The following is a 24,765-nucleotide window of genomic DNA, read 5'->3' as shown; positions in this document are numbered from 1 at the left end:
GCGGCGGTGGCTGCGCAGTGGTTCGCCCGGATCAGTTCCGCCTCATTTGCTGCGGCCCAGCGCCAGGAGTTTGGTCCCGTCCTCGCGCAGTTGTCCGGTCGGTGAGACGTGGCGGTAGAGGGTCTGGCGGGTGACACCGAGTTCCTTGCACAGCTCCCCCACGTTGGTGCCGGGCTGACCCATGGACGCCGCCGCCAACCTCACCTTGGCCGGGGTCATTTTGTACGGGCGCCCGCCCTTGCGTCCCCTCGCCCGGGCTGAGGCCAGCCCGGCGACGGTGCGTTCGGAGATCAGCTCGCGCTCGAACTCGGCCAGGGCGGCGAAGATCCCGAACACCAGCTTCCCGGAGGCGGTGGTGGTGTCGATCGCCGCGCCCTGCCCCGTCAAGACCTTCAGTCCGATGCCGCGTTCGGTGAGTTCGTGCACGACGTTGACCAGGTGGCGCAGGTTCCTCCCCAGCCGGTCGAGCTTCCACACCATCAGGGTGTCCCCGGACCGCAGCGCCTTCAGGCACGCGGCGAGCTGGGGACGGTCGTCCTTGGCCCCGGAGGCCTTGTCCTCGTACAACGCCTCCGTCTCGACGCCGGCGCCCAGCAGCGCGTCGCGCTGCAGGTCGGTGGTCTGCGACCCGTCGGCCTTCGACACCCGCATGTAGCCCACCAGCATGGCACTGATCCTCCATCACTTATACGACCGTTTGCGTGACAAGGCGGTCGCGAATCCGCCGACCTCCCTTTAATGTCACTTAACCCGTTACTTATCCTAGGTCATACAAAGGGTTCGATTCCGGTGTTGTGTGACAGACCCGGGGGCGTTCGAAGCGCTTGGGCAGATGCGCGCCGTGCAGGGCATGCATAGCATGGGCGCAGAACGTGGTCGAACCTGCGGCGCAATGACTACGCTGGGCATTGTTGATTTGGTCTACAGATGTTCGATGGATGGGAGAGCTTGGTGCCTTTTGAGGTGTTCGACAAGAGGATGACTCCGTTGGCGAAGGCGCCCAGTGTCACGATTCAGAAGCGAGGCGTGATCTCGCTGAACAAGGCCGCCCATGACCTGCTCGGCAATACTGAGACGGTGGAGTTGCTCTACGACCAGGATCGTCAGGTCATGGCTCTGCGCCCAGCCGATGACTCGTCCCCGCATGCCTATGCGGTTCGCACCGGTTCTAAGCGCGGGCCGGGGCAGGCCATTGTCTCGGCCACCGCGTTCGCCCAGCACTACGGGATCGACACCACCGCTACGAGGCGGTGGAAGCCGTTCGTGGAGGACGGCATGCTCTGCGTTGATCTCACCACCGAGGGTGTGGTCATCACCGGCAACCGCACCAAGGCCACGACCGTCTCGGAGCCGGAGGAAACCGACGACGTTCCTGCCGAGGCTGCCGGTCCCGGCTCATCGACCGATCACGCCTGAGCGCCGCCTCGGCCGACTGCGAAAGCCGAGTCGCCTCGGTCCTGGAGGAAAAGAGGAGTGGTGCTCGATGCGGTGGTCGTCTGGGTGGTGACGGTGGTCACGCAGGTGTTAGGGTCGGTGCCGTCCACACGGGAGCCCCATTGCAGGGGCTGAGATCGGGCTGAGGCAGCCTGCGACCGTCGAACCTGTCCGGGTAATGCCGGCGAAGGAAGTAGGAACATTTCCCATGAGTGCATCGAATGCGCACGCCCTGTCGTATGCCCACGACACCGAGCGCGATCTCCACGTGCCGGTCACCGAGATCACCCTGGCGGACTCCCCGGGCGGGGCGGCGAACCCGCCGCTACGGGTCTACCGCACGGCCGGCCCGGGCAGCGACCCGGTGGTCGGACTCCCACCGCTGCGGGCCTCCTGGATCCAAGGCCGGGAGGACGTCGAGACCTACTTGGGGCGGGAGCGGAACCTGCTCGACGACGGCCGCTCCGCGATCCGGCGTGGTGAAGCCTCCCAGGAATGGAAGGGCGCCCGCCCGGTGCCTCTGCGGGGACGGGAGGGCCGGACGGTCACGCAGATGCACTACGCCCGGGCCGGGGTCATCACCGAGGAGATGCGGTTCGTGGCCCTGCGGGAGAACTGCGACGTCGAGCTGGTCCGCTCCGAGCTGGCGGCGGGTCGGGCGATCATCCCGGCCAACATCAACCACCCCGAGGCCGAGCCGATGATTATCGGGCGGGCGTTCTTGGTGAAGATCAACGCCAACATCGGCAACTCCGCGGTCACCAGCTCGATCGCCGAGGAGGTGGACAAGATGCAGTGGGCCACTCGTTGGGGGGCCGACACCGTGATGGACCTGTCCACCGGCGATGACATCCACACCACCCGGGAGTGGATCATCCGCAACTCCCCGGTGCCCATCGGCACCGTGCCCATCTATCAGGCCCTGGAAAAGGTCAACGGGGAAGCCAACGCCCTGACCTGGGAGATCTTCCGCGACACCGTGATCGAGCAGTGCGAACAAGGCGTGGACTACATGACCGTCCACGCCGGGGTGCTGCTGCGCTACGTGCCGCTGACCGCCGAGCGGGTCACCGGGATCGTCTCCCGGGGCGGGTCGATCATGGCCGGGTGGTGCCTGGCCCACCACCAGGAGAACTTCCTCTACACCCACTTCGAGGAGCTTTGTACGATCTTCGCCCGCTACGACGTCGCCTTCTCCCTGGGCGATGGGCTGCGCCCCGGGTCGATCGCCGACGCCAACGACGCCGCCCAGTTCGCCGAGCTGGACACCCTGGCCGAGCTCACCGCCCGGGCCTGGGAGCACGACGTGCAGGTCATGGTCGAGGGCCCCGGTCACATCCCGCTGCATCTGGTGCGGGAGAACGTCGAGCGGCAGCAGGAACTGTGCCACGGCGCCCCGTTCTACACCCTGGGCCCGCTGGTCACCGACATCGCCCCGGGCTATGACCACATCACCTCCGCGATCGGGGCCACCGAGATCGCCCGCTACGGCACGGCCATGCTGTGCTACGTCACCCCGAAAGAGCACCTCGGGCTGCCGAACAAGGACGACGTGAAGACCGGGGTGATCACCTACAAGATCGCCGCCCACGCCGCGGATCTGGCCAAGGGCCACCCCGGGGCCACCGAGCGGGACGACGCGCTGTCGAAGGCCCGCTTCGAGTTCCGGTGGCGGGACCAGTTCGCCCTGTCCCTGGACCCGGACACCGCCGAGGCCTTCCACGACGAGACCCTGCCGGCCGAACCGGCCAAGACCGCCCACTTCTGCTCGATGTGCGGGCCGAAGTTCTGCTCCATGCGCATCTCCCAGGACATCCGCGACCAGTTCGGCGGCACCGCCGCACAGGAAGCCATCGCCGGAATGCAGGAGAAGTCCGCCCAGTTCCGGGCCGCCGGATCCAAGGTCTACCTGGACGCCCCCACGGTCTCCACCACCTGAGGACCCCCCAGCAGCACCAAGCAGTTGACGCCGGCACAGACGTCGCGCCCCTGGGACCAGAACGACTCCCAGGGGCGCAGTGCCGGCCGGATGCCGACAGCCGGCCCCGGGCAAGCTGTCTCGCACCCCGCCACTCGGATCCTCGAGAAGGGCGCCGTTCATCTCCGACGAGTCACACCGAGCCGCGGAAAACCGCAACCATTCATGGCCGCCGAAGTCGTCCGGCGTGACGTCTCGCAACCCATGGCCGGCAAGACGGGCGGGAATCAGATCGCTCAGCTTGCTTCCATAATGATCGACTCACTGCCTATTCTGAGGAACTCTCATTATGCTCTCCTCGGGCCCGGTGACGCGGCCTGGACCCAGACCGGCACCAGGACCGGCACACAATCTTTCCGCCGTGCACAGGAAGTTGGCATGAACATCTCCAGGGCCCTTGCAGTCGAGCTGCACGCCCACTCCCCCACGCAATGGGTCGCCACCTACTACCCCATGATCGAAACCCCCGCGGGCCGGTGGGCCGAGGTCACCTGGGTTCTGCACCAGTGCCCGATGCCCGCCACCGTTGATCTGCCCGAGCCGGCACGGTGGCTGGAGGTGCGCAGCCCCGACCCCGCCCACTCCTGCTACACCCACTACCCGGCCTGGAGCAAGGCACTGGCCGGCGGCTACCTCGCAGCACTGGCCGCCCACGACGCCGACAGCCCGGAAAGGTCCCTGTCGACCCAAGATGCGCTGCAGCTGCGGGAAACCACGATCGTCGTCCCAGCCGGACAACTCTCGGAATGGGTGCTCAACGACCTCGAAGAAGAGACCGTACCAGTGCACGGGTGATCCTGCGCATCCACCGCGCCAACAACACCACGGCCTTTCCTCCTGCACCGGCCCCACCAGGGCAGGCATGAGGGGATCGCCCCCGCCGCGCGGCCTGACCCCTCACCTCCGCCTGAGCCGGCAGGACCAGCCCCGCCACCGGCGTCGACGCCCAGCAGGGCAGGCACTTACAGTAACGTCATGACGGAGCTGCTCTACGAGTCGATGACGCAGTCCCAGGCCGCCGACGCGCTCGAGGAGTTCCGCACCGAACGCCCCGCAGGACTGGCGCACCTGCGCTCCGTGCTGGCCGCCCACGGCCTGGATCCGCAGATGATGCTGGACGGCACGGTGGACTCACTCGCCCCGGTGTGGGAGTGGATCACCGCCCGGGCCTCCGAGTACGGGGTCGATCCCCGGTCCTTGGCTCAGGACCCGACCCGCCCCGGGTGGCCCAGCTGGGCCCGCCACGGGATGCTGGTGGACCCCCACCCACCGGCCCAGACGCTGGCCCTGGTCGACGGGTTCACCTCCTACCTCGCCCAGATCATCACCGCCGCGGTCCCCGGTGTGCAGTGGCGCATCGGCGAACACCGCCTCGACAGCTATCCCATGCGCAACTACCCGGTGCTCGTCGCCGGCAACCACCAGATCTTCCTCCCCGGGATTCCGCTCTACAGCGCCTACCAGTCCGCCCACGGCCGCGACCCGATGAGCGGAACCGAGATGCTCCACCACACCCGACACACCATCGCGGCGCTGCGCGGTGAAGGCCCGGCGGCCGAGACGGCCGAGGATCCGCTGGTGTGCGTGGTCGCCGACGTCGACTGCTTCGACGTCGGGCTGCGACCCGACCTCACCGAGGACCACCCGGAGACCGTGAAGCAACTGATCGCCGAGCTCAGCGACCGCGACGGGGTTACCTCGGTCCACCGCTACGGGCCCGCCGCGCTGGTCGTGAACGCCCCGGACTGGGACGAGATCAGACTGAAGCTGTGGCTGACCCTGTGGCTGCAACGCCACCTCCACACCGAAGACTGAGCACAACGGCGCCCCACCGCCCACCACGGGATCGACAACGACCCACGCCACGCAGCGCACCACGGATGCTTCAAGCCTCAGCACCGCGCTCACGACAGCACAACCAGTCTCCACTGGAATGTCTCGCAACCACATTGACTCATAACCCTTGGGTTGAAAGACGGAAGGGGTGTCAGTGATCCCGTGGGGCGGTTCTCATGAAATGCTGAGGCCGGCACGCAGAGCACGTACTGAAGCGAAGGGGGCGCCGTGGCATTGCCAGAGATGCAGGCCGACCTGCTCCCCCCTTGTGTCTTCCCCCAGCCGTACCGTTGCACCATGGCGGAGCTGCACGAGCGTTTCGTGAAGCAGGCTCCCTTCTCGGAGCAGCGCGAGTTACTGTTCGACGCGCTGCGGATCTACAGCACCCTGGTCTGGCGTTTCTTCCCTCAAGCTCGGCTGTGGATCAACGGGGGGTTCGTCACTCACAAGCGTTGGGCTGCTCCCGGAGACATCGATGTCGCCATCATCATTAGGCTTGAGGACTACACGGCCCTGACTGAGGAGGCAAAGGCGGAACTGAACCAGTTGCTCACCCTCCAGGATGTGTCGGCGAGCAGCCCCGACTTCGCTCATCTCCGTCGCTTGCAGCCAATGGGCGGGATGATTGACGGCTTCATCGGCGTTGATACAGGTGACCCTGGTCACCAACCCTCCCTGCGGGTGTGGTTCGAGCAGTGGTCAGGCGTAACAGACGAGCATAAGCAACCCAGGCACGGAGTCCGGAAGGGCTTTGTAGAGGTGGTGAACCCAAATGCATGACCCGACTAGGCCCCACGGTGGTCCTCAGCAGGGTGTGCCCGAATTTGGCTTGGGGGTGATCCCGAACGAACTTGGGTCGGCGATAGTCGAAGCGGCTCGATACCGGACCGGGAACCATTCACTGGACGCTCTTCTGATGCAATCCCTCGTCGCTGGAGTTGCTAACTCTCCGGAACTATCTGTCGCGCTTCAGAGCGAGCTTGCTCCAGAGCAGGTGCAGCTGGATCTACACCTCACTGGGGAGTCGGTTCAGCATCATGCAACGAACGCCAACATCCTTGGAGACTTCATTTCCCACTTATCAGACGCAGTGAAGGAGACGGCGAAAGCCATCGGGGACAAGCGTGCCTGGCGGAACAACCTTTTGGTGAGTGGCGTGCAACCCGGTTCCGTACGAGTGATCCTCCAGGTGCCTGAGGCTAGAAAGCCACGCAATTCTGGAACTCCTGAGCTGACCGAAAGCACTACCTTGGATTCACAAGCGGTCAGGGCGATAGCGCAAACCATGTCAACTGCTTCCCAGGATGAAGCGACAGATGATGACGAAGTAGTCATTGCACGAATCCCCAAGCAGGCTCGTCGTGCCCTGCGTTTGGCGGCATTAGACGTCAAACGCGCCGGATGGGACATCGAAGGCAGCATCTCCCAACGAGGCAGGGGCATAGACCCAGTCCGCCTGACCCATCGAGGTGCTGAGCGACTAGTAACGTCCCTGAACGGTGTTGAAGAGGTAACGACAGCCAAGGAAATTTTTGGCGTCGTAGACGGCGTAAAAAACTCTCTTGGCCATGTTTTTATAATCCCGGAGACAGGCAACATCCTGACTCTGTCCTCAACCGATGACAAGAGACTGGCGGAGGCGGCTCGTCTAGCCGCGACCCCTGGTACAAGAGTTAAGGTTTCCTTCGACGAGACACGCTCACTGGATGCAGGAGGTGCGGCTCTCCCCACGGTGTCACGTACATTGACGCACCTTCAAAGAGCGACTGTGGACACCAACCACGAAGAAGTGCCACTGATTTAGGGGTCAGATTCTAAGGTGTCAATTCTTAGCCGATCCTCATGCGCCCCACCCGTCAGGGTGGGGCGCTCTTTCATTTATGGCAGCAATTGTGGGTTTTTCAATGAAAAACTGACTAAGGCGTATTTATTTCCAGTGGCGGGAGCTGAGAAATAATTTTTACCGTGCAAACGCTCACCGTGGTCACGCGCTTAATCAGGTCAAGGATATAGCGTGGTTCCCCATGTTCGGCCGCCCAATCGTTCGGGTCGTTGGTTATGCCGGACTTCTTGTCGACCTTGACTTGATAGCGGTCGATCAGCCAGTCAATCCCGGACCGCGGCCCAAGCATGTACTCGTGGGCCTCGACGGGGAGACGCTCGAGGGTGATCCAGGGGTTATAAACGAGTTTCGACTTATCTTTGCCAGACCCGTACTTCATCTTCGTCACCCGGTAAAGGTCGACGGCACCCATGGGAGCATTCTCTTTGACGGCTTCCGTCAGGGGATACGGCTCGACGATCTCATAGTTCAAATGTAGGTCGGCCAGTTGCCGGCCGGCATTAGTGAAGGCTTGGAAGTCATCGCAACTGGCGACCTGGGGGATGCGCGGGAGCATCTTGGTTAGGTCTGCCGCATACTTGGTGCGGTAGTCCGGGGAGTGCAGAAGACCGTAGACGTAGTAGAAGACGTCGTCCTTGGTCACCTCCGGGCCGTAGGCCCTGCAGTAGTCCGCGAGGATTTCATCGGTGATGTTGTCGACACGTCGATACCCATATTCGTCCATGTCATGGCCGGGGTCACCAAGATTGAGTTGGTCTGCTGGAGCCTCTGTCTGCTCATAGGTCCATCGGGGGAAAAACTGGGCGGTGTCTAAGGTGTGCAGATTTGGAAGAGCATCGACCATGAACGGCGTAAATTCAAAGTGAGATGCGGGCCCAGTCAGGAGTATTCCAAGATTGGCATGGTGCGGCGTTGGAAACATAGCTGGAAGCGTGCCTCGTCGCTCATTAAGACCTTCGTCGAAATATACCCATTGTTTGGAAAATGGACGATATGCTCCCGATACGATTGCGGCCAAATTGAACTGATGCCGCCGTTTGCGCTGGAAGTCTACAGATAGTCCGGAGCTCCAACTGATGCGACAAGGGTCACTGTCAACTTCATCCGTCGAAATCACCCCAGTTGTAACTAGGTCAACCTGATGATTGTATGCATCGATCATCCGATTCATGTTTGTTTCTACTGCAGCGCGCGAGTAACTGTAGCACCATGTATCACGGTTTGTTTTTAGACCGCCTGAGTGAGTGCGGAAGACCGTCGTTTCCCCATTCCTGATTTTCTTGTCCCCAAGAGCTGGGTAAGTGGTGAAGTCCGCATTACGTTGCTTGGTCCAGTCGCCGGATTCATTTGGTTCAATCATTTGCCACTTGATGTTACTTAGAGTGGCTTGATTAACTCGCTTAAGTTTTTCCTCGCGGGTGAGGTAGTCACCTATGTCGCAGTAGTGAATACGGCAGGAGCCAGTGTGGTTGGGTTTTTTGACTGCTACCAAAATGGCCACGGTCGCCCGACTGCCCGAGCCGAATATTTGACCGCCTTCTTGACGTGCCTTTTCTCCAGAGTTCCGCGTGTTCCCGCGTAGATTGAAAACATAAAGGGAAGAAAATTCTTTCGCCAGAGTGAATCGGAGTCCGTCCGCGGTGTTCCCCTCGATCCAGCCGCCGTTGGAAACATAGGCAATGACTCCTGCGTCACCGATGCGGTCGGTGGCCCAGCGGATGGCGCGGACGTAAGAGTCGTAAAGACTGTTTTTGAGTGTGGCCGTAGATCGAGCCACATAGGTGCGTTCAATTGCCTTGTCCAGGGTGGGATAGCCGAGATTGGCATTGTTGTCGTTCGCGCTGGACTGGCCGACCGAGTAGGGCGGGTTGCCGATTATCACCTTGATGGGGGCCTCGAGCTGGGTCACGGCGCGGTCGTTATTGGCGGTGAACATCTCGGTGTCGAGGGTGTCGTCGTCCTCGGACATTTGGAAGGTGTCGGTGAGCACGATGCCTTCGAAGGGCCGATAGTCCCCGCCGACGATGCCATGGTAAGTCGCCTCAATGTTGACGGCGGCGATGTAGTAGGCCAGCAGCATGATCTCGTTGGCATGCAGCTCGGATGCATACTTTCGCGCTAGGTCGTGCTTACTGATGATTCCGGACTGCAGCAGGCGGGTGATGAAGGTCCCGGTGCCGGTGAACGGATCGAGGATGTGCACGCCCTCATCGGTGAGCCCGCGACCGAACTCCGCCCGGGAGACGTCATCGGCAGCCCGGAGAATGAAGTCGACGACCTCGGTTGGGGTGTAGACGATCCCCAGCGCGTCGGCCTGCTTGCGAAAACCCAACTTGAAGAACTTTTCATAGAGTTCAGCAATGATGCGCTGCTTGCCCTCGGCGTTGTCGACCCCGGCTGCGCGCATGCGCACGGATTCGTAGAAGCCGGCCAGCTTCTCGGTCTCCGCCTCCAGGCCACGGCCTTCCAGGGCAGTGGCCATGGTGTCCATGACGATGGAGACCGGGTTGTGGGCGGCGAAGTCGTAGCCCTCGAACAGGGCGTCGAAGACCGGCTTGGTGATCAAATGCTGGGAGAGCATGGAAATCGCCGACTCGGCGTCGATGCTGTCGTTAAGGTTCTCCTTCAGTCCCTTCACGAACGCGGTGAACTGCTCGGCCACCGCATCGTCGGCCTGGTCGACAAGGGCGCGGATGCGGGTCTGCTGGGCGGCGGCGATGTCGGCGACGTCCTTGGCCCAGTCCTCCCAGTAGGTGCGGGTGCCGACCTTGTCCACGATCTTCGCGTAGACCGCATCGCGCCACTCCAGCTCGAGGTTGAGCATGCCCTGGACGCCGCGGCGCAGCGCGTCCTCCGGCTCCCGCTCCGTGGAGGTCTTGTCGGTGTATTCGTCATCGCCGTCTCCGGCGCCGACGTGGCCGATCATCAGCTTGTCGGTGGCCTGAGACTTGTTCAGGTCCAGCTTGTTGACCATGGCATTGAACCGGTCATCGTGAGCCCGCAGGGCCTGGAGAACCTGCCAGACGACCTTGAACCGCTGGTTGTCCGCCAACGCCTGCTCCGGGGCCATCCCGGCCGGCACGGCCACGGGCAGGATGATGTACCCGTAATCCTTACCCTCTGCCTTACGCATGACGCGGCCCACGGACTGGATGACGTCGACCACGGAGTTGCGCGGGTTCAAGAACATCACCGCATCCAGGGCCGGCACGTCTACGCCCTCGGACAGGCACCGGGCGTTGGAGAGGATCCGGCACTCCCCCTCCGGGACGGGGGCCTTGAGCCAGTCCAAGCGGTGGTTGCGTTCCAGGGCGTTGTAGGTCCCGTCCACGTGCTCCACCGAACACCGCAGAATGTTGTCACCAGCCGCCTCGTAGGCGTCGATGACGCCTTCGAAGGTGCCGGCCAGACGCTTGGAGGTCTTGATGTCGCGCAGGAACGCCACCGCCCGCTGCATCGGCTTCTCCCCCGCTCCGAAGCCGCCGTCGCCGTTGTGGCCGGTGCGCTTGGCCAACCCGTTCCAGCACCCCACGATGCGGGTCGCGTCATCGAGGGTGAGCTCGTGGTTCTCATCAGCCAGCTGCTGCTGCAGGGGCCCGGCGATGTACTCCTCATCGACGGTGAGCACCAGCACCTTGTAATCGGTCAGCAACCCGCGCCCGACCGCATCCCCGAAGCCCAGGCGGTGGAACTCCGGACCGTAGACGGACTCGTCGTCCATGGAGGTGAGCACCGCGGCGTTCTCACTGGCCTTGGCCTTGGTCTCCTCGGCGAAGATCCGCGGGGTCGCCGTCATGTACAGCCGCTTGGACCCGGTGATGTAGGACCCGTCGTGGATCTTCACGAAGTTCGACTCGTCCACCCCCGCCAGGGTCGCGCCGGTGGTGCGGTGGGCCTCATCGCAGACGATCAGATCGAACCCCGGCGCCCCCTGAGCCTGAGCGTCGTGGATGACGGGCAGGGACTGGTAGGTGGAGAACACCACCGAGACCTCCGGCTCCCCCACCTCGCCCGTGATGGCGTGGGCGAGCTTGGTGGCGTCGGTGGTCACCGGGATCACCACATCCACCGTGGAGATGTCCTCAGCCGCACGGGAGGCCTTGGTGTCCGAGCACACCGCATAGGAGGCCATCGGCAAAGCGGTCTGGCCGGTCCACTCCCGCAGCGTCTGGGACATCAAGGAGATCGACGGGACCAGGAACAGCACACGGAACGCCCCGACCCGCCCCTGCTCCCGGGCAGCGCCGGCCATGGTCTCCACCAGCTTCAGGGAGGTGAAGGTCTTCCCCGTCCCGCAGGCCATGATCAGCTTGCCCCGGTCGTGGGCGGTGAAACCGGCGGTGACCTTCTCGATCGCCTCCTGCTGGTGCGGGCGTGGCTGATGCTTGGCAGCCGGCTTGAGATCGACCTCGAGCTGGTCCTCGGCCGGCCAAGCCACATGCCAGTCAATCGGGGCCGCGGCGATCTCCGACAAACCGATCCGCTGCACAGGAATGGTCTGCTTCTGGATTGTCTCCTCCGCGTTGCCGCCCCAGTGCTCGGTGGTGGAGACGATGATCCGGTTGGAGAACCCTTCCTTGCCCGAGGCGGCCAGGAAGGAGTCGATGTCCGCCTTGGACACGTAGTGGTGCGGTTCGTAGAACTTGCACTGGATTGCCGTCCACGACCCATCCCCCCGGTGGCGGGCCACCAGGTCGATGCCGGTGTCGGGTTGGCCGTTGCGGCCTTCCCAGTCCGACCACCGCATCACCCGGTCAAAGGTGCTCGAGTAGATCGGGTCCAGTTCGAAGTAGCGGACCATCAGCTCCTCGAACTTCGCCCCCCGGTCGTAGTTGGTGCGCTCCTGACGGAACGCCGCCATCACCTCATGAACCGACGTCGTCACCGGGGTCACTCCTATTACTCGACTGCACTGGGGGCACGATCGAATCTACCGGTCAGAGGCCTCCAGCCTGTCCAGAGACCGCAGGATCGCCACGGGCAGCTCGAGCGGGTCGAGGCGATACGGCGACCACTGATCCTGCGTTCCCGGCTTTAAAGACGCAGAGAAGCGATACCGCCCTTGCGCGGTGGGCGTGCCCTTGCGCTTGTCGAACTCGTCACTGGGCACCAACCATGCCTGGCGCAGCTGGCCGTGCTCGTCGTCCACTGCCACGAACAGCAGCGCCAGGTCGCTGCGAGGCGTGAAGGTCTGGGACCGCACGAACGCCTGGAAACGTCCACGTGCGGCCACAGTTCCGGAAAGCATCCGAGCCTTGACCTGCACCGCCAATGTCGCGGTCCCGCCGCGCTGATGGAACACCAGATCCACGCCCTCGTCGTCGACCATCGACGTGGAGACATTCAGCTGGCCCTGACTGACCAGGATGCAGAACGAAGCCACCAGATACTCCGCGGCCTTGCCCATCCGGCCGGCGTTCGGGGACTTCTCCAGGTAGGAATCCATCAGGTGATCCTATGGGTTGTCCCACCACCCGATCCTTACAACGGCCGCCGACATATCGATGCTGTCGGCGTGGCCTGATAGGACAGCACCATGGACCTCAATGCTCACGCCTCCAGCAAGGAGCCCGACCTAATCTCCCAAGTTTTCGGCGACATGGTTCGCATGGATTCCTCCCCTGCCTCTCATGCAGAAAGCAGTGCACAGTTCCTCAATCGGGTCCAGGGAGCGTACTGGGACCAGGTGCGGCAGCTGATCGAGGACTGGGCGTCGCGCCTTGACCGTGAGTCGTTTGCTGATCTAACTAATCGGTTGAGGTCACCTGATGACCGGCAGTCCCAGGGAGCGTTCCTGGAGCTGTACCTGCACGAATCTTTCCTTCGAGCTGGATACCGGGTCGAACCCCACCCCGTGCTGGAGGGCACCTTACGACGTCCGGACTTCTTGGCCATCAAGGACGGGCACGGCATGTATGTGGAGGCCCGCTCCATCTCCCCCAGCGACGCCAAAGTGGCCGACAGCAACCGGCTCAAGCAGGTGTACGACGCCCTGGACCAACTCGACAGCCCGAACTTCTTCCTGTGGGTCAACGTCGGAGAACAAGGGCCTCGCCCCCTACCGGCCAAGCCCCTGCGCCGGGAACTGGAGCAGTGGTTGGAGACCTTGGACCCGGACGAAGTCACTCAACAAGCTCAAGATGATTGGGATGACGAGGGACGTCCCACCCTCGAGTGGTCCCGCGACGGGTGGGGGCTCCATTTTGAGGTCATGCCGAAGTCCCCCGAGGCCCGTGGTGAACCTGGCCTCCGGGCGCTTGGAGCCTTCGGCAGCAGATCTGTCGGGGTGATCGATGAGGCGCCGTCGATCAAACGCGCGCTTTCCCGGAAAGGCTCCGCCTATGGGACCTTGGATTACCCGTTCGTGGTGGCACTGGGCACCTACATGTTCGACAGCGATCACTTCCACGTCATGAACGCTCTCTACGGACAATCGAGCGTGGCCCTCCAGGAATTGCCCGACGGCCGGACGATTCCCCATTCAGTCAGGACACCGGATGGGTACTGGAGCTCCCCGTCCGGATGGCGGCGTCAGAACGTCGCTGGCGTACTGATGGTGAATCAGCTACAGCCCTACTCCATAGGAAGCCAAACACCCAACCTGTGGGTCCACCCCGACACCCACCACGAGCTCGAGGCCCTCCCCATATGGAACAAGGCCACCTTAATCGGCACCGAAATTCGGAACGATGCGCCTCGCACACCGCCCCTGAAATTCTTTGGCCTCCCTTCCCCCTGGCCCGCAGGAGAGCCTTTCCCGGGGTACTGAAGTCAGCGTGAGCCTCAGGCTTATGCGCTGCAAAGAGCTGGAGCATCGTTGCTACGTCGGCGCAGGGGCTATTTCACGGCTGCATGACCACTAAATATCAAGGGGCGATGAGGTCAGCGGTGCCGGTCGTTGCCGATGATTTCTATGTGGGCGCGCCCGCTACTTTCAAAGGCGTTTTAGGTTGATCGCCCTGTGTCGGTAGGGTAAGTCCGCGCCTGAAACCGTGCAGCACAATCGGCACCACCTCAGTTTCCCTCAAAAAGGTATGCGGGGAAGTAGGTAGATGACGAGGCTTCTGCTCGTGGGCGCATTCTGACGAAAGACAAGATGAGATCAAGGGAAAGGTGTTGTGATGGCTCAGAGCGTGCAGATCATTCTGGAGGACGACCTCGAGGGTGGTCCCGCCGATGAAACCCTCCAGTTCGGCGTGGACGGTCGGCAGTACGAGATCGACCTCTCCACCGCTAATGCGGAGAAGCTGCGGGAGGCCCTGCGCCCCTACGCGGCCGCTGGCCGGCGGGCCCAGGGCAAGCCCGCCCGGACCACCGGGCCCCGTTCCTCCACTGGTGGTAACCCGGAGACGGCGAAGATCCGGGCCTGGGCGAAGGAGAACGGCCACCAGGTCTCCGACCGCGGCCGCATCCACCAGTCCGTCAAGGACGCCTACTACGCCGCCCAGTAGACCCCCACCCCCCCACCCGAACACCCCCTCGGGCCTGACCAGGTGCTCCAAGACATCGGGATCTGATGCCGGCGGCCACGGCCGCAACATCACCGGGAAACACCTCGGGGCAAGGCTCGAGCACCGGGACCCCTCACCGTGGCCGTGTCCGCACGGTAAGCAGCCGGTGACGGGCTGACGGACCATTCCCGGCAACGGTGGCCACGGGACGCCCCGCGTCCAGCCTGGACCGCGCTGGTCGTCCCTTCGGCCCCCGACAACGGGCCCTGCTGGGGGTTGGCCCTGGCCCCTTACCGCAGGTGCGCGGGCACCCGCGTCGTTCGAAGACCAACGGGACCACCCGTCCCATCCCGCCGCCTGCCCAAAGAAGGAGAGAACCCGGCCCACCAGCACCGGTGAGCCGGGTTCCTTCGTCGCCGACCATGGGAAAGCCGCCCGCGACCGGCACCCCTTCCCTGCCGGAGGTAGGGGTGTTATCGGTTGATCTGCTGGGCGTAGGCGCGCACGGCGTTCTCGATCACCGCACGGGCGGTGCCGTCGTGCTCGGTGAGCTCCTCGATCAGATCAGAGACATCCTGGGCCACCCGCACCCCGAGCTGGATCGTGGGTTCCCGGCGCGGCCGACCCCGCCCACGCTTCGGCGCGGCCACCGCAGGCTGCGCCGCCGGTGCCGTTTGCGCCGGCGGAGACGACACCGCCGCTGGCGCGGGCTGGGGTGTCGGGGTGCGTGGGGGTGTGTAGTCGACCGGGTCGATGTGCTCATCCGGTGCCGGGCGAGGCCGGCGGCGGGCCAGTGAGGCGGGGCGCTCGGGCTGCTCGGTCATCGCAGCACCTTCTTCGCGATCGCCGTATAGGCCTCCAGCATCCGGGCGCCCTTGCGGTATTGGCCGTACCACTCCCCCGAAATCCGTACCTCCTGGACGATGGCCCGGTCCGGGATCAACGGCTCCAGGAACAACCCGGTGGCGCGCAGCTCCTCGAGGCTGGCCACCGCCGCCCGGCTCATGATTGTTTCCTTCACCCCACCGACGACGATGCCGGCCTCGTTCAGGGTGTCCGGGGCGCCCAGCTGCTGGCGGTGCCGGCGGAACTGGGCCACCGTGCGCCGGGCCCCGTCCACCCCGTCGATGCCATCGCTGGTGGCGGTGGCGGCGTAGACCACGGTGTCCGCCGCGTTCAACGCCGACAGCGTCAACGGCCCACCCTGCCGGTTCGGGCAGTCAATGACCCCCACATCCGCCGACAGATCAGTCAGGGAGATCTTCAGCCGCAGCCTCGCATGATCAGCCCTGTCAACCTCCCGGATGGAGGCGGTGCGGGACGAGGAAATCCATGCGGAGACGAGGCAGGCGATGCCTGTACCGGCGGAAGCGAGCTCGCCCCCCCCTGGGGGTGCTCAGCTGACCCAGGCGTGCTGGGCCGGGGACCAGAACACGACCCCGGCCCCGTGCTCGGCCAACTGATCGCGGATCTGCTCATCACTCATCGCCGAGGACCCTGCCAGGGGATGGACGTCAAGGCGCGCCACCGCGGCCCGGGAGGTGGCGTAGTAACGGTCGGGCTCCTGGGTGAGGATCGCGGTGAGCTCCGCTTCGGCCAACAGCGCGATAGCCACCAGCTCCCGGTCGTAGGCCACCTCATAGAGACGCCCGCCGATGAGCTCCTGGTAGCTCAGCCCGGCCCGGGTGAAGTCCCCGATCCACCCCTGTAACTGCTTCTCGCGCCCCTGGCGGTCCTGTTCGGTCGCACCCCGCACCGTGAGCTGCTCCGGGGCCCCGTCGCCTTCGGTGACGACCGCGACCACGGTGTCCTCCAGCAGCAGTTCCAGGCACTGGGCGGGATCCGCCCCGGGATAGGCCTCCTGGCCGGCGGTGTAGGCGCCCAGCACGTAGCCCGTGGTGGCCGGGACGGGGCGCAACGTGGCCGGCAGCAGACGGGTCGGAATCGTGGCGTGAGCAGGTGCCATCTGTTCTCCTGAAGGTGAGGTGGGAGGGGACGAGCCCAGTCTCCGCCACCACCACAACGATTCCTCGGCAACGGGGCACGGCACCAAGTGTGCGACCGGGCAGCGGGGTGGATCAGCCGATGACCACATCCCTCAGAGAGCACGGAGCAGGCACCGAGCCAACCCGCCGGCCGCGCGTCCGGGGCGAGAACCCACCGTAGCGGACGTACGCCGCAGTCACCGCAAGGGGTCTCTTCCCGACCTCCTCGCACCAGCACCCCGGCATCAGTGCCAGACACGCGAGAATCCATCCCCGACCCCACCCTCCCCCGCTGGCGGTGCGGCCCCTGGGACAGGACCGGTGAGCCGGCCCGAGACCACCCACCCGCTGAGCACAGTCGGCAGCGCGGTATCACCGACAGCCCCAAGGCGGGTGATTCATGCGTCGTATGTGATCAGCAGCTGTCCGAGGACGGGCCTTTCTGCCAGGGTGGACGACGTACGTCCCGGACGTGCACGAGCCCTCCGAACCTCGGGGAGGCTCGACAGTTCGCAGAACAGAAGTAGGTACTGGATATGACTACTGGTGTGGTCAAGTGGTTCAACGCCGAGAAGGGCTTCGGCTTCATCTCCCCCGAAGACGGGTCCGCGGACGTGTTCGCGCACTTCTCCGCAATTAATTCCGGAGGCTTCCGCTCGTTGGAGGAAAACCAGCGGGTTCAGTTCGAGGTCCAGCAGGGCCCCAAGGGCCTGCAGGCGGCGAACATCACCGTCATTTCCTGACACGACCGCGGGGCCCCGCACGAGGAGCCGCGGTGGCCTGAGTCAGCGGCCGGAGCACCGCTGCAAAGAATCGCCATCCAGCCCTCGGGCTGGGTGGCGGTTCCTTTGTGGCCCACCATCTTCCCGGACGCGTTAGCGTCCCAGGGGGCGGCCTTGGGGCAGGCCCCGGGCACCGACACCGGGGAAGGGCTGACCCCCGTTGTACTTGGCTTCCAGGCGGTGCACCTCGGCCATTACGGCGTTATTGATGAAGTCCGAGAGCGATCGGGTGCCTTCGGCCACCTGGGTGTGCAAGATAGCCCCGCGCACCCGGGCCGTGTCGGCCGGGTCCTGGTAGAAGGAGACCTTCGGCGGGTACTTGCTCTTCTTCTCCGGCGCGACAGCGGCCGGCCGTTCCTGGACTGCCGGGGCCGCCATCGGAGGAGCCAGGTCGGCCGGGGCGGGGTCGGCCGACGGTGGGGTGACCGGGGTGCGCCCGGCCAGGCTGGACTTGCGCGGTGCGGGCCGTCCCATCAGCGGACTCCTTCCAAGGTGGTGAGGTAGTCGGCGTAGATCCCAGCCAGCGTGGTGGCTTCGCTGGTGCCCCACTCGTCCAGGCCGCGGGCGGCCTCGGTGGCATCGGCGATCGCGGCCCGCTTGGGCACCGGCGGGGTAAGCACGGTCAAAGAGCGGGCAGTGGCGGCCTCTTGGAGCTCCTGGCGCCAGTGCCGGCCGGCCACGGTGTGCTCCTCGTGCTGGTTGACGATGATCCCGGCCACGGACAGGCCCGGGTTGTAGTAGCGGCGCACGTTGTCGATCGTGGTCAGCAGGTGCGCCAGCCCATTAGCGCTCCACAGCTTTGACTGGGTGACCACCACGGCCGCATCGGCGGCGGTGAGCCCGTTGATGGTCAGCTGGTCCAGGCTGGGGGCGCAGTCGATGAGGATCAGGTCGTAGTCAGTCGCGACCTCGGTCAGGACCTCACGCAGCCGGCCCTCGCGTCCGGCGCCGGCAACTACTAGTTCGTCACGGACGAACCCGAGGGTCTCCCCCGTGGTCGGCAGCACGTCCAGGCCCTCCCACACCCCGGACACGATCACATCTCGTGCAGTCTCCTCAGCGCGAGAGCTGAGCACATCTGCCAGTCCCACTTGGTCCTCGGCCACCGGTTCGGCGGCCGCGACACTGGTCAGGTTGCCCTGCGGGTCCAGGTCGACCACTAGCACCCGTTGACCGGCGGTGATGGCAGCTCGAGCGAGGTGGAAGGTGGTCGTGGATTTACCCACGCCGCCCTTCTGGTTGCACAGAGCGAGGATGCGCGTCGTCATAGATATAACCTCCAATAGGAGTAACAGTACTGTTAGGGGCGGTCGCTCGTCTACCTGCTGACATGCCTGACAGAAGCCCCGCAGGCCGATCTCTCTTCCATGACCCGTCGATCTTCACAGCCCCCGACACATCTGCGATGCCGTTCCACACTGTCCGAGGAAGCGTCGTCTGAAGAAGGAGGTTGGCCTCCATGAAGTCCTACCTGACTCGCCCGACCAGAGGACGCCCTTCCCGGCCGGGCCTGACAGATCTCGCAACGGGCGCACTAATTCTTGCCATCCCGCCGTGAGCTCGGTCGTGTCGGCTGGGAAGCATTGCACCCAAGCGCGGCACCGGAAATAACCACTGAAAGTACTATTAGGGGTAAAGGATCCGCGGTACAGTCCATCGCACCTGGACCACGCCTCAAGCTCCGTACACTCGCCAAGGACAAGAAGCCACTCTTCCGGGACCGGATCGACGAAGCCCTCCTCGGGCAGGATCGAAAGGACTGAACTGATGAGAATCCTGATCGCTGGAGCCGGTGCCACCGGCGGCTACTTTGGGGCCCGCCTGATCCAGGCCGAGCGCGACGTCACCCTCCTGGTCCGCCCTCGCCGCGCCGAGCAGCTCCGAGACGGCCTGCGCCTGGTCGGGCCTGGTGGTGAGGAGACAGTCCCGGTGGCCACCGTCACTGCCGAGGCCCTGGAGGGCACCTACGATCTGGTGATCGTGGCGGTCAAGGCCGGTGCCCTGCCAGACGTGATTGACCAGATCGCCCCCGCCATGGGCCCGGAGACGATGGTCTTGCCCTTCCTCAATGGCATGGCCCACCTGCAGGCGCTCACCGACCGCTTCGGACCGGCCCGGGTGCTGGGCGGGATTGTGAAGGTGGTAGCCACCGTGGCCGACGACGGGGCGATTCATCAAATGCACCCGATCGCCACCCTCACCCTCGGTGCCCTGTCCGGGCGGGTCACCGACCGGATCCGCCGTATCCACCGGGAGCTGTCCGTGTCCGGGATGGAGGCCTCGATCGCCGAGGACGTAGTGGGCGCCATGTGGCACAAGTGGGCGTTCATCACCGCCGCCGGGGTTATCACCTGCCTAATGCGGGCCCCCATCGGGGACATCGTGGCCGCCCCCGACGGGGAACGCTTCATCCGCGCTGTCATCGCCGAGACCGAGCAGGTCGCCGCGGCCGCCGGCCATCCGATGCCCGGGCCTGAGCACGATGCCATGGTGGGCATGCTCAGCACACCAGGTTCAGGGTTCACCTCTTCCCTCTACCGCGACGTCACCGCCGGACTGCCCCATGAGGGCGAGCACCTACTGGGGGCCTTCGTCGCCACCGCCGCCGGTCTCGGGGTGGACATTCCGCTCACCGCCCTGGCCCTGATCCAGCTGCGCGCCCACGACCACGCCACCGTCTGAGACAGTTCCAGGACCGACCTTCTGTGGCAGCTAGAGGTTGTTATCACTGAGAACTACTCATTTTTTCTACTTCTCGACCACGCAGGTGCCCACCAAACTTCTCCCTCAAAGAACGGCCGCGCGGCAACACCACTAAAACCTCTAACACTACTGTTAGTACTATTAGTAGTAAAAGAGGCCAGCTTCCTTTCCTAGATTGACTACGCTGTGGGCCCCACCATGGCCTGGCGTGGCTACTGCCACTGACTGGCATCAAGGGACAAGTTCAAGGCATGACAGGAAAGGTCTGCACGACTCATCCCCGGCGCACTCTCCACCACTATTCGTACTATTACTAGGTTTAGTACCGTTCCCGTTAAAGCCACTAAAACTACTAAAAGAATGGTAGGTAGAGCTGCACGCTTCACTGCGTAAGTTGCTTCGCGTGCGACACCCTGTGGTGTGCCAATGACACCATCAGTAGCCTCTGTCTGCGGCCCGCGTTCATCTCATTTTGGCGGAAGGCCGGCCACGAGCGTCCCGCTGCCCTATCTCTCGTCAGGGCCCAGGATCTGGAAAAGTCCATGGCACTGATCTTCTTCGCCACGTTCGGCCGGTACTCACGACTTACGTCCTTTACTCAACTAGGTCGGCCACAATGAGATGAGCCACTACCTCTTGGTCGCACTGACGGGGAAGCCCCGATGAACCCTTGTCCTTACGACATGAAGAATCCCCAACTTCGAAACGTTGCCGCCCTGTGAACGAACAAGCACCCTGCACCTAGACGTGCCGCTCTACGGCGAGTCTTCATGGCATGCGCATCTGGGCGGACCGGCTGCCGGACCGATTTTAGCTCTTTTAGTACTATAAATACGAATAGTTCCCATGACCCACTAGCGAGGCTCGTCCATGTTGCAGCCCAAGGACCAGGGGACTTCGAGTCCAGCATCCTCAAAACGAGGCCACCAGATGGACCTCGATTTCGTCGGCGGGACGGCCCTGTGACGCGAGGAGGGCTTGGGTCAGGCAGGGGCTCCACCATGTGGGCGGCCGAGGGGAAGCAGTCACACATCGCAGGATGAGAGGCCAGCATGGACACCGAGCCGGATGTGTATGGCCCATAGCCGATTGCTTCGGCTCAATGAACCAGGAATTACGCAGCATAGAAATTCTATAAGTACTATTCCTACTATTACCACCGCGGTACGGCGATACTGGTGGGCGAGTCACCGGATGGACGCTGAGGCGCCCCAACCTCCTCTTTGGCAAGCGTTTCGGAGGCCCTCCGGGCCGAGGAAACGTGCGGCAGCCCCTCCTGTGTCTTGGGTCAGCTGACGGTGCGTAGTTCCGCCCAGTCGGTCGTATACCCGGGTGACAGGTCAGCTTGCCGGTTTCGCCAGGGGGCGGGGGAGCGGGCGCCAAGCCGGCCCAGCGCCAGGGTGCCGGTTCCGAAGCGCTCGATCACCGCCTCGATAAGCTCCCCAAGTGAGTGGGCTGTTCGAGTACTTCAGGCAGGACGGAAACGGCTCCGTCGGGGGCGAGGTCCGTGCAGAGAATGCCGGCGCGCATGTACTGCATCCCGTGCATGAGCTTAGGCACCAGGGCCGCGCGGGCCGCGGCCACCAGGGGAGTGGGTTCGCTGGTGGGCACGGCCAGGCGCACGTGCGCGGAGACGCTGTGCTCGGGTCCGGGCCGGTGCGGGGAGGTGCTGGCGAACACCACGAAGCGCCCGGTGACCTCGCCTTCCTTCCGCAGCCGGCGGGAGGCACGTTGGGCAAACTCGGCCACCGCCGCCCCGACGATCTCCGGGTCGTGAATCGGGTCCGGTAACGACCGGGAGACCAGGATCTGCTGCTTGGTCGCCACCTCGTCCTCCACCGGGATAGCGGGGAAGCCATTGAGCTCCAGGACGGTGCGCAGCTGCACCACGGAGAACTTGTCCCGGATGGCCACCGGGTCGGCATCACGCAGCTGGGTGATGGCCTCGATTCCAGACCTCGGTTAGCAGCGACCGAACTATGAGTCGGTTCCCGTGCCCGCCCGGGATCTGGCCCTAAATCATGCCTCCATGCGCGGGCAGGATCTTCTGGACGGCCTCGGTGGCCATTTTCACCAGCCCCTGAACTACACAGAAAAATGTATACTTTGAGTATGTCTCTTCTGGATCTCTCCCATCCCATCTCGGTCACCGAGGCCTCCCAGCGCGGTGTGGCCGGCCTGATCAAAGACGCCGAGGCAGGGGAGGAGGTCGTGGTGTCCCGCCACGGCAAAACCGTGGCCGCCGTTGTGAGCGCCCGCCAATTGGAGCAGCTGCGCACCCTGGAGGGAGACCTGCGCGATGCGGCCCTAGTCATCGTGCGAGCTGCCACCGACAGCGGAGTACGCGGCTCCTTGGATGAAGCACTGACCGCCTTCGGCCTGGACCGGGCCCAGCTGGAGGCAGAACTGGACGCCGACCTGGCCGCCGGCAAGCCGTGAGCACACCCGGGCCCTCCACCCCGGATGCTCCACGGGCGGTAGTCCGACTCACCGAAGACGCCATCGCCGACCTGCACCGGCTGCACCGCAAGGACCCCCAGATCGTGCGCTGGGCCTTCAAGAAAATGCTCCTGCTGGAGCGCTCCGTCGAGGCCGGCGAACCACTACTGGGAGACCTCATCGGCTTCCGCAAACTAGTGGTCGGCGACCGCGACTGGCGCATCGTGTGGCGAACGACCACCGACACCGTCGGGGCCACCGTGATCGATGTCGCCGAGGTCTGGGCCGCCGGCGCCCGATCCGATGATGAGGTCTACCAGGAGATGACCGCCCGAGTCGCCGCCCTGGGCACCTCACCCCAGGCAACCGCTCTCACCACGGTGTTGAAGTCCATGGGCCGCCTCTTCGCGGACCTCGAGGCCACCCCCGAACCGGTCCCGGTGGAACCCGTCCCGGACTGGCTCGCCCGCCGCCTCATCACCCAGGTCGGACTGAACGCTCAAGAGGTCGCCGTAATGACTCCCGAAGACGCCATGGCCCGGCTCGAGGCGTACTGGTCCACCCCGCGGTGAGCCTTCCCGTGTGCCCTAGCGCGATAAAGAGCTGGAACATCGACCAGGGCCGGGCCAGGCGGTGGGGGACCCTCGGGCACCGGCCGACCGGGAGGCGGCCATACCCAGCCTCCACATGAGGAAGACCCTGTGAAGATCCGACCTCTCTCAGCGATCCGTGACCACCAGGCCAAGTGCCGTCGACACCACCGGATCATCGATGACCGGGGCAACGATCACGACGGCCACCGGCAGATCAACACTCCTGCATCTTCTCGGACCGGCGAGGCACGCAAAAGTATGGGGGGAGTGGGAGACAGTTGTGCATGGCGCGGCGCGACACACTGATCGGGGAGGTTCCATGGCTCAGCAGCACATTCTGCCGCCGGCTCTCGAGGTGGACCGGGCACGACAGGTGGCCTCCGTGGTGCACAGCGCAGCCATGGAAGGACTTCACGTCACTGCGGCGACCCGGGCGGAGCTGGATCATTTCGCCGCCGGTGGGCTCGAGGTCGAGGAGCTGGTTCGGCGCACCCGCGCCCGCTACGGCCTTGAGTAAGGTCCCAACCCGCACCGTGACCCGCATCTGGACCCACACACCAAGATCCTGACCGACCTGATCGGCGCCTGCACCACCACAGAGCTCGCCACTGCGGAAGCTGACCCGGTGACGGCCCACATCCGGCAGCTGTTCCACCACCCACCGGCACCCACCCGAGATCTGGCCAAGCTGCAAACCATTCACCGTCTCTTGTTCCAGGACAACCTTCTCTGGGCGGGGCAGCTGCGCTGCCGTGGAGCTGCGCATAACGATCCCGGGAGCGCAGCCGTTCCTACCGGTGTCGTTGACCACCCCCTCGGCGGGTTTCGTCTTCGATCGTCCGGCCACAGCCGCCGACTGGTGGCTGGACTGGACCCAGTTCACCGGGGCGGTCAACGATGCCGCCTCCCGGGCCGCGGCCGAGGATCACGACCTCGCTGCGTTGCAGGAAATGTTCGCGGTGATCCTCGCTCCCGCACTAGACCGCCTTCGGACGCGTTCCTGACCGGCCCAGCTAACGGTCAGACAATCACTGGGAGCACTGCCACAGTGGTCCCGGGCACGCGCTTCAGTGGACGATGTAGCCGGGGAACCGTGCTGACCAGCACGTCTCACCGGCGATTCGAGTGACTTCGTAGGAGACGGCGGTCAGGTGTGGGAAGCGCAGTCCGTGGAGTTCGCCGACCCGGGCCCCCACTTCAGTGACGTGCAGTTCTCGCCCACCCAGCGTAGAGCCGTGGAACGGTCCGTCCTTGACTGTCTCCCAGTAGTCGGAGGCGGTCGTGAAGGACCAGTATCCGGAGCCAGTGGGGTGATCCTCCAGGTAGTCCAGGGGCACCCAGAGGGTGAGGCCGCGGTGCTCGGTGAGGAGCCGGTCCCGGAAGTCGGGGTCTGGTTCTCCAGGCAGGACGCCTTTGGGCCACTGGTAGGCGGGTTCACTCGTCACGGGGGCATCCTCTTTCTTGGCAGGTCCGGGGGGCACTTCCAGGCTAGGGGAGGGGGTGGGGCACACCGTGGGACCGGAACCAATACCTGTTGCTTGGAGAACTTCACCTTCCCGCATGGTGTCGTAGATGGGCGCGTTCTTCAGCCAGGCCATCACGGTGCGGGCGGTGCGTCCCACGGCCTCGGCGATGGCCCGGTAGGTCGCTCCTGCCGCCCGCAACCGCACTGCTTGGGCCCGCAGCTGCCCCGCACGGTCGGTGCGGGCCTGGCGGGCGTG

Annotated in this window: 25 protein-coding genes and 1 riboswitch; of the genes, 14 read left to right on the top strand and 11 right to left on the bottom strand. The window is 64.5% G+C overall.

Features of this window, described 5'->3' with window-relative positions; translation table 11 throughout:
- Positions 1-42 precede the first annotated feature (42 nt).
- Complete coding sequence (locus RF640_RS17405) at positions 43-666, bottom strand: recombinase family protein (RefSeq protein WP_368828485.1); 624 nt, start codon at positions 664-666, stop codon at positions 43-45.
- A gap of 360 nt (positions 667-1,026) precedes the next feature.
- Here RF640_RS17405 and RF640_RS17400 point away from each other — a divergent pair, with 360 nt between their 5' ends.
- The 6 genes from RF640_RS17400 to RF640_RS17375 all read left to right on the top strand — a co-directional run bounded on the left by RF640_RS17400 (position 1,027) and on the right by RF640_RS17375 (position 7,052).
- On the top strand, positions 1,027-1,416 hold the full coding sequence (locus tag RF640_RS17400) for a hypothetical protein (protein ID WP_368828484.1): 390 nt from the start codon (positions 1,027-1,029) through the stop codon (positions 1,414-1,416).
- 118 nt (positions 1,417-1,534) lie between these two features.
- A riboswitch (TPP riboswitch) is annotated at positions 1,535-1,644 on the top strand.
- Positions 1,643-3,373 carry a phosphomethylpyrimidine synthase ThiC gene (thiC, locus tag RF640_RS17395; protein WP_368828483.1) on the top strand — a complete coding sequence of 577 codons (1,731 nt, stop codon included), beginning with the start codon at positions 1,643-1,645 and terminating at the stop codon, positions 3,371-3,373. Its footprint overlaps the riboswitch before it by 2 nt.
- A 417-nt stretch (positions 3,374-3,790) precedes the next feature.
- Positions 3,791-4,207, top strand: a complete 417-nt coding sequence (locus RF640_RS17390; protein ID WP_368828482.1) for a hypothetical protein — start codon at positions 3,791-3,793, stop codon at positions 4,205-4,207.
- 180 nt (positions 4,208-4,387) lie between these two features.
- Positions 4,388-5,227 carry a hypothetical protein gene (locus RF640_RS17385; RefSeq protein ID WP_368828481.1) on the top strand — a complete coding sequence of 280 codons (840 nt, stop codon included), beginning with the start codon at positions 4,388-4,390 and terminating at the stop codon, positions 5,225-5,227.
- Positions 5,228-5,545: 318 nt separating this feature from the next.
- Positions 5,546-6,028 carry a hypothetical protein gene (locus RF640_RS17380; RefSeq protein WP_368828479.1) on the top strand — a complete coding sequence of 161 codons (483 nt, stop codon included), beginning with the start codon at positions 5,546-5,548 and terminating at the stop codon, positions 6,026-6,028.
- A gap of 136 nt (positions 6,029-6,164) precedes the next feature.
- Complete coding sequence (locus RF640_RS17375) at positions 6,165-7,052, top strand: hypothetical protein (RefSeq protein ID WP_368828478.1); 888 nt, start codon at positions 6,165-6,167, stop codon at positions 7,050-7,052.
- 112 nt (positions 7,053-7,164) lie between these two features.
- Here the strand turns inward: RF640_RS17375 and RF640_RS17370 are convergent, their stop codons facing one another.
- Together RF640_RS17370 and RF640_RS17365 are read right to left on the bottom strand one after the other, a co-directional pair.
- Positions 7,165-11,985 carry a DEAD/DEAH box helicase gene (locus tag RF640_RS17370; RefSeq protein WP_368828477.1) on the bottom strand — a complete coding sequence of 1,607 codons (4,821 nt, stop codon included), beginning with the start codon at positions 11,983-11,985 and terminating at the stop codon, positions 7,165-7,167.
- 36 nt (positions 11,986-12,021) lie between these two features.
- Positions 12,022-12,537, bottom strand: a complete 516-nt coding sequence (locus RF640_RS17365) for a hypothetical protein (protein ID WP_368828476.1) — start codon at positions 12,535-12,537, stop codon at positions 12,022-12,024.
- Between the two features lie 90 nt (positions 12,538-12,627).
- On the opposite strand from RF640_RS17365, the gene RF640_RS17360 reads away from it, so the two are divergent.
- Together RF640_RS17360 and RF640_RS17355 are read left to right on the top strand one after the other, a co-directional pair.
- Complete coding sequence (locus RF640_RS17360; RefSeq protein WP_368828475.1) at positions 12,628-13,860, top strand: hypothetical protein; 1,233 nt, start codon at positions 12,628-12,630, stop codon at positions 13,858-13,860.
- A gap of 352 nt (positions 13,861-14,212) precedes the next feature.
- Positions 14,213-14,542, top strand: a complete 330-nt coding sequence (locus tag RF640_RS17355) for an Lsr2 family protein (protein ID WP_368828474.1) — start codon at positions 14,213-14,215, stop codon at positions 14,540-14,542.
- Positions 14,543-15,015: 473 nt separating this feature from the next.
- On the opposite strand, the gene RF640_RS17350 is transcribed toward RF640_RS17355, so the two are convergent.
- The 3 genes from RF640_RS17350 to RF640_RS17340 form a co-directional block, all read right to left on the bottom strand.
- Positions 15,016-15,366 carry a hypothetical protein gene (locus RF640_RS17350; protein WP_368828473.1) on the bottom strand — a complete coding sequence of 117 codons (351 nt, stop codon included), beginning with the start codon at positions 15,364-15,366 and terminating at the stop codon, positions 15,016-15,018.
- On the bottom strand, positions 15,363-15,722 hold the full coding sequence (locus RF640_RS17345) for a hypothetical protein (RefSeq protein ID WP_368828472.1): 360 nt from the start codon (positions 15,720-15,722) through the stop codon (positions 15,363-15,365). The genes RF640_RS17350 and RF640_RS17345 overlap by 4 nt, the downstream gene beginning before the upstream one ends.
- A 216-nt stretch (positions 15,723-15,938) precedes the next feature.
- Positions 15,939-16,508 carry a hypothetical protein gene (locus RF640_RS17340; RefSeq protein ID WP_368828471.1) on the bottom strand — a complete coding sequence of 190 codons (570 nt, stop codon included), beginning with the start codon at positions 16,506-16,508 and terminating at the stop codon, positions 15,939-15,941.
- 555 nt (positions 16,509-17,063) lie between these two features.
- On the opposite strand from RF640_RS17340, the gene RF640_RS17335 reads away from it, so the two are divergent.
- Positions 17,064-17,270 carry a cold-shock protein gene (locus tag RF640_RS17335; protein WP_047804773.1) on the top strand — a complete coding sequence of 69 codons (207 nt, stop codon included), beginning with the start codon at positions 17,064-17,066 and terminating at the stop codon, positions 17,268-17,270.
- A gap of 132 nt (positions 17,271-17,402) precedes the next feature.
- Here RF640_RS17335 and RF640_RS17330 read toward each other — a convergent pair whose 3' ends face one another.
- Together RF640_RS17330 and RF640_RS17325 are read right to left on the bottom strand one after the other, a co-directional pair.
- Positions 17,403-17,783, bottom strand: coding sequence for a hypothetical protein (locus RF640_RS17330; protein ID WP_368828469.1), 381 nt, complete (start codon positions 17,781-17,783; stop codon positions 17,403-17,405).
- The gene (locus RF640_RS17325) at positions 17,783-18,577 is read right to left on the bottom strand and encodes a ParA family protein (RefSeq protein WP_368828468.1); all 795 of its coding nucleotides are present in this window, start codon (positions 18,575-18,577) and stop codon (positions 17,783-17,785) included. Before RF640_RS17325 ends, RF640_RS17330 begins: the two co-directional genes overlap by 1 nt.
- Positions 18,578-19,076: 499 nt before the next feature.
- On the opposite strand from RF640_RS17325, the gene RF640_RS17320 reads away from it, so the two are divergent.
- Positions 19,077-19,991 carry a ketopantoate reductase family protein gene (locus tag RF640_RS17320; RefSeq protein ID WP_368828467.1) on the top strand — a complete coding sequence of 305 codons (915 nt, stop codon included), beginning with the start codon at positions 19,077-19,079 and terminating at the stop codon, positions 19,989-19,991.
- A 1,309-nt stretch (positions 19,992-21,300) separates the two neighbouring features.
- Here RF640_RS17320 and RF640_RS17315 read toward each other — a convergent pair.
- Both RF640_RS17315 and RF640_RS17310 read right to left on the bottom strand, forming a co-directional pair.
- The gene (locus tag RF640_RS17315; RefSeq protein WP_368828466.1) at positions 21,301-21,438 is read right to left on the bottom strand and encodes a DUF4113 domain-containing protein; all 138 of its coding nucleotides are present in this window, start codon (positions 21,436-21,438) and stop codon (positions 21,301-21,303) included.
- Positions 21,435-21,926 carry a hypothetical protein gene (locus RF640_RS17310; RefSeq protein WP_368828465.1) on the bottom strand — a complete coding sequence of 164 codons (492 nt, stop codon included), beginning with the start codon at positions 21,924-21,926 and terminating at the stop codon, positions 21,435-21,437. Before RF640_RS17310 ends, RF640_RS17315 begins: the two co-directional genes overlap by 4 nt.
- 198 nt (positions 21,927-22,124) lie before the next feature.
- On the opposite strand from RF640_RS17310, the gene RF640_RS17305 reads away from it, so the two are divergent.
- From RF640_RS17305 to RF640_RS17290, 4 genes are all read left to right on the top strand, one after another.
- On the top strand, positions 22,125-22,451 hold the full coding sequence (locus tag RF640_RS17305; protein WP_368828464.1) for a type II toxin-antitoxin system Phd/YefM family antitoxin: 327 nt from the start codon (positions 22,125-22,127) through the stop codon (positions 22,449-22,451).
- On the top strand, positions 22,448-23,023 hold the full coding sequence (locus RF640_RS17300) for a hypothetical protein (protein WP_368828463.1): 576 nt from the start codon (positions 22,448-22,450) through the stop codon (positions 23,021-23,023). Before RF640_RS17305 ends, RF640_RS17300 begins: the two co-directional genes overlap by 4 nt.
- A 340-nt stretch (positions 23,024-23,363) precedes the next feature.
- Entirely contained in the window at positions 23,364-23,561 is a 198-nt protein-coding gene (locus RF640_RS17295) for an antitoxin VbhA family protein (protein ID WP_047804767.1), read from the top strand.
- A 235-nt stretch (positions 23,562-23,796) separates the two neighbouring features.
- Positions 23,797-24,048 carry a hypothetical protein gene (locus RF640_RS17290; protein ID WP_368828462.1) on the top strand — a complete coding sequence of 84 codons (252 nt, stop codon included), beginning with the start codon at positions 23,797-23,799 and terminating at the stop codon, positions 24,046-24,048.
- Positions 24,049-24,111: 63 nt separating this feature from the next.
- Here RF640_RS17290 and RF640_RS17285 read toward each other — a convergent pair.
- The coding region (locus RF640_RS17285; protein WP_368828461.1) for a helix-turn-helix domain-containing protein at positions 24,112-24,765 on the bottom strand (654 nt) is incomplete at its 5' end.

Origin of the sequence: Kocuria sp. CPCC 205231, assembly GCF_040980965.1 — a bacterium.
Taxonomy (GTDB): domain Bacteria; phylum Actinomycetota; class Actinomycetes; order Actinomycetales; family Micrococcaceae; genus Kocuria; species Kocuria rosea.
Note: the sequence above shows the minus strand (reverse complement) of the source record. Positions and strands in the feature narration are given on the sequence as shown.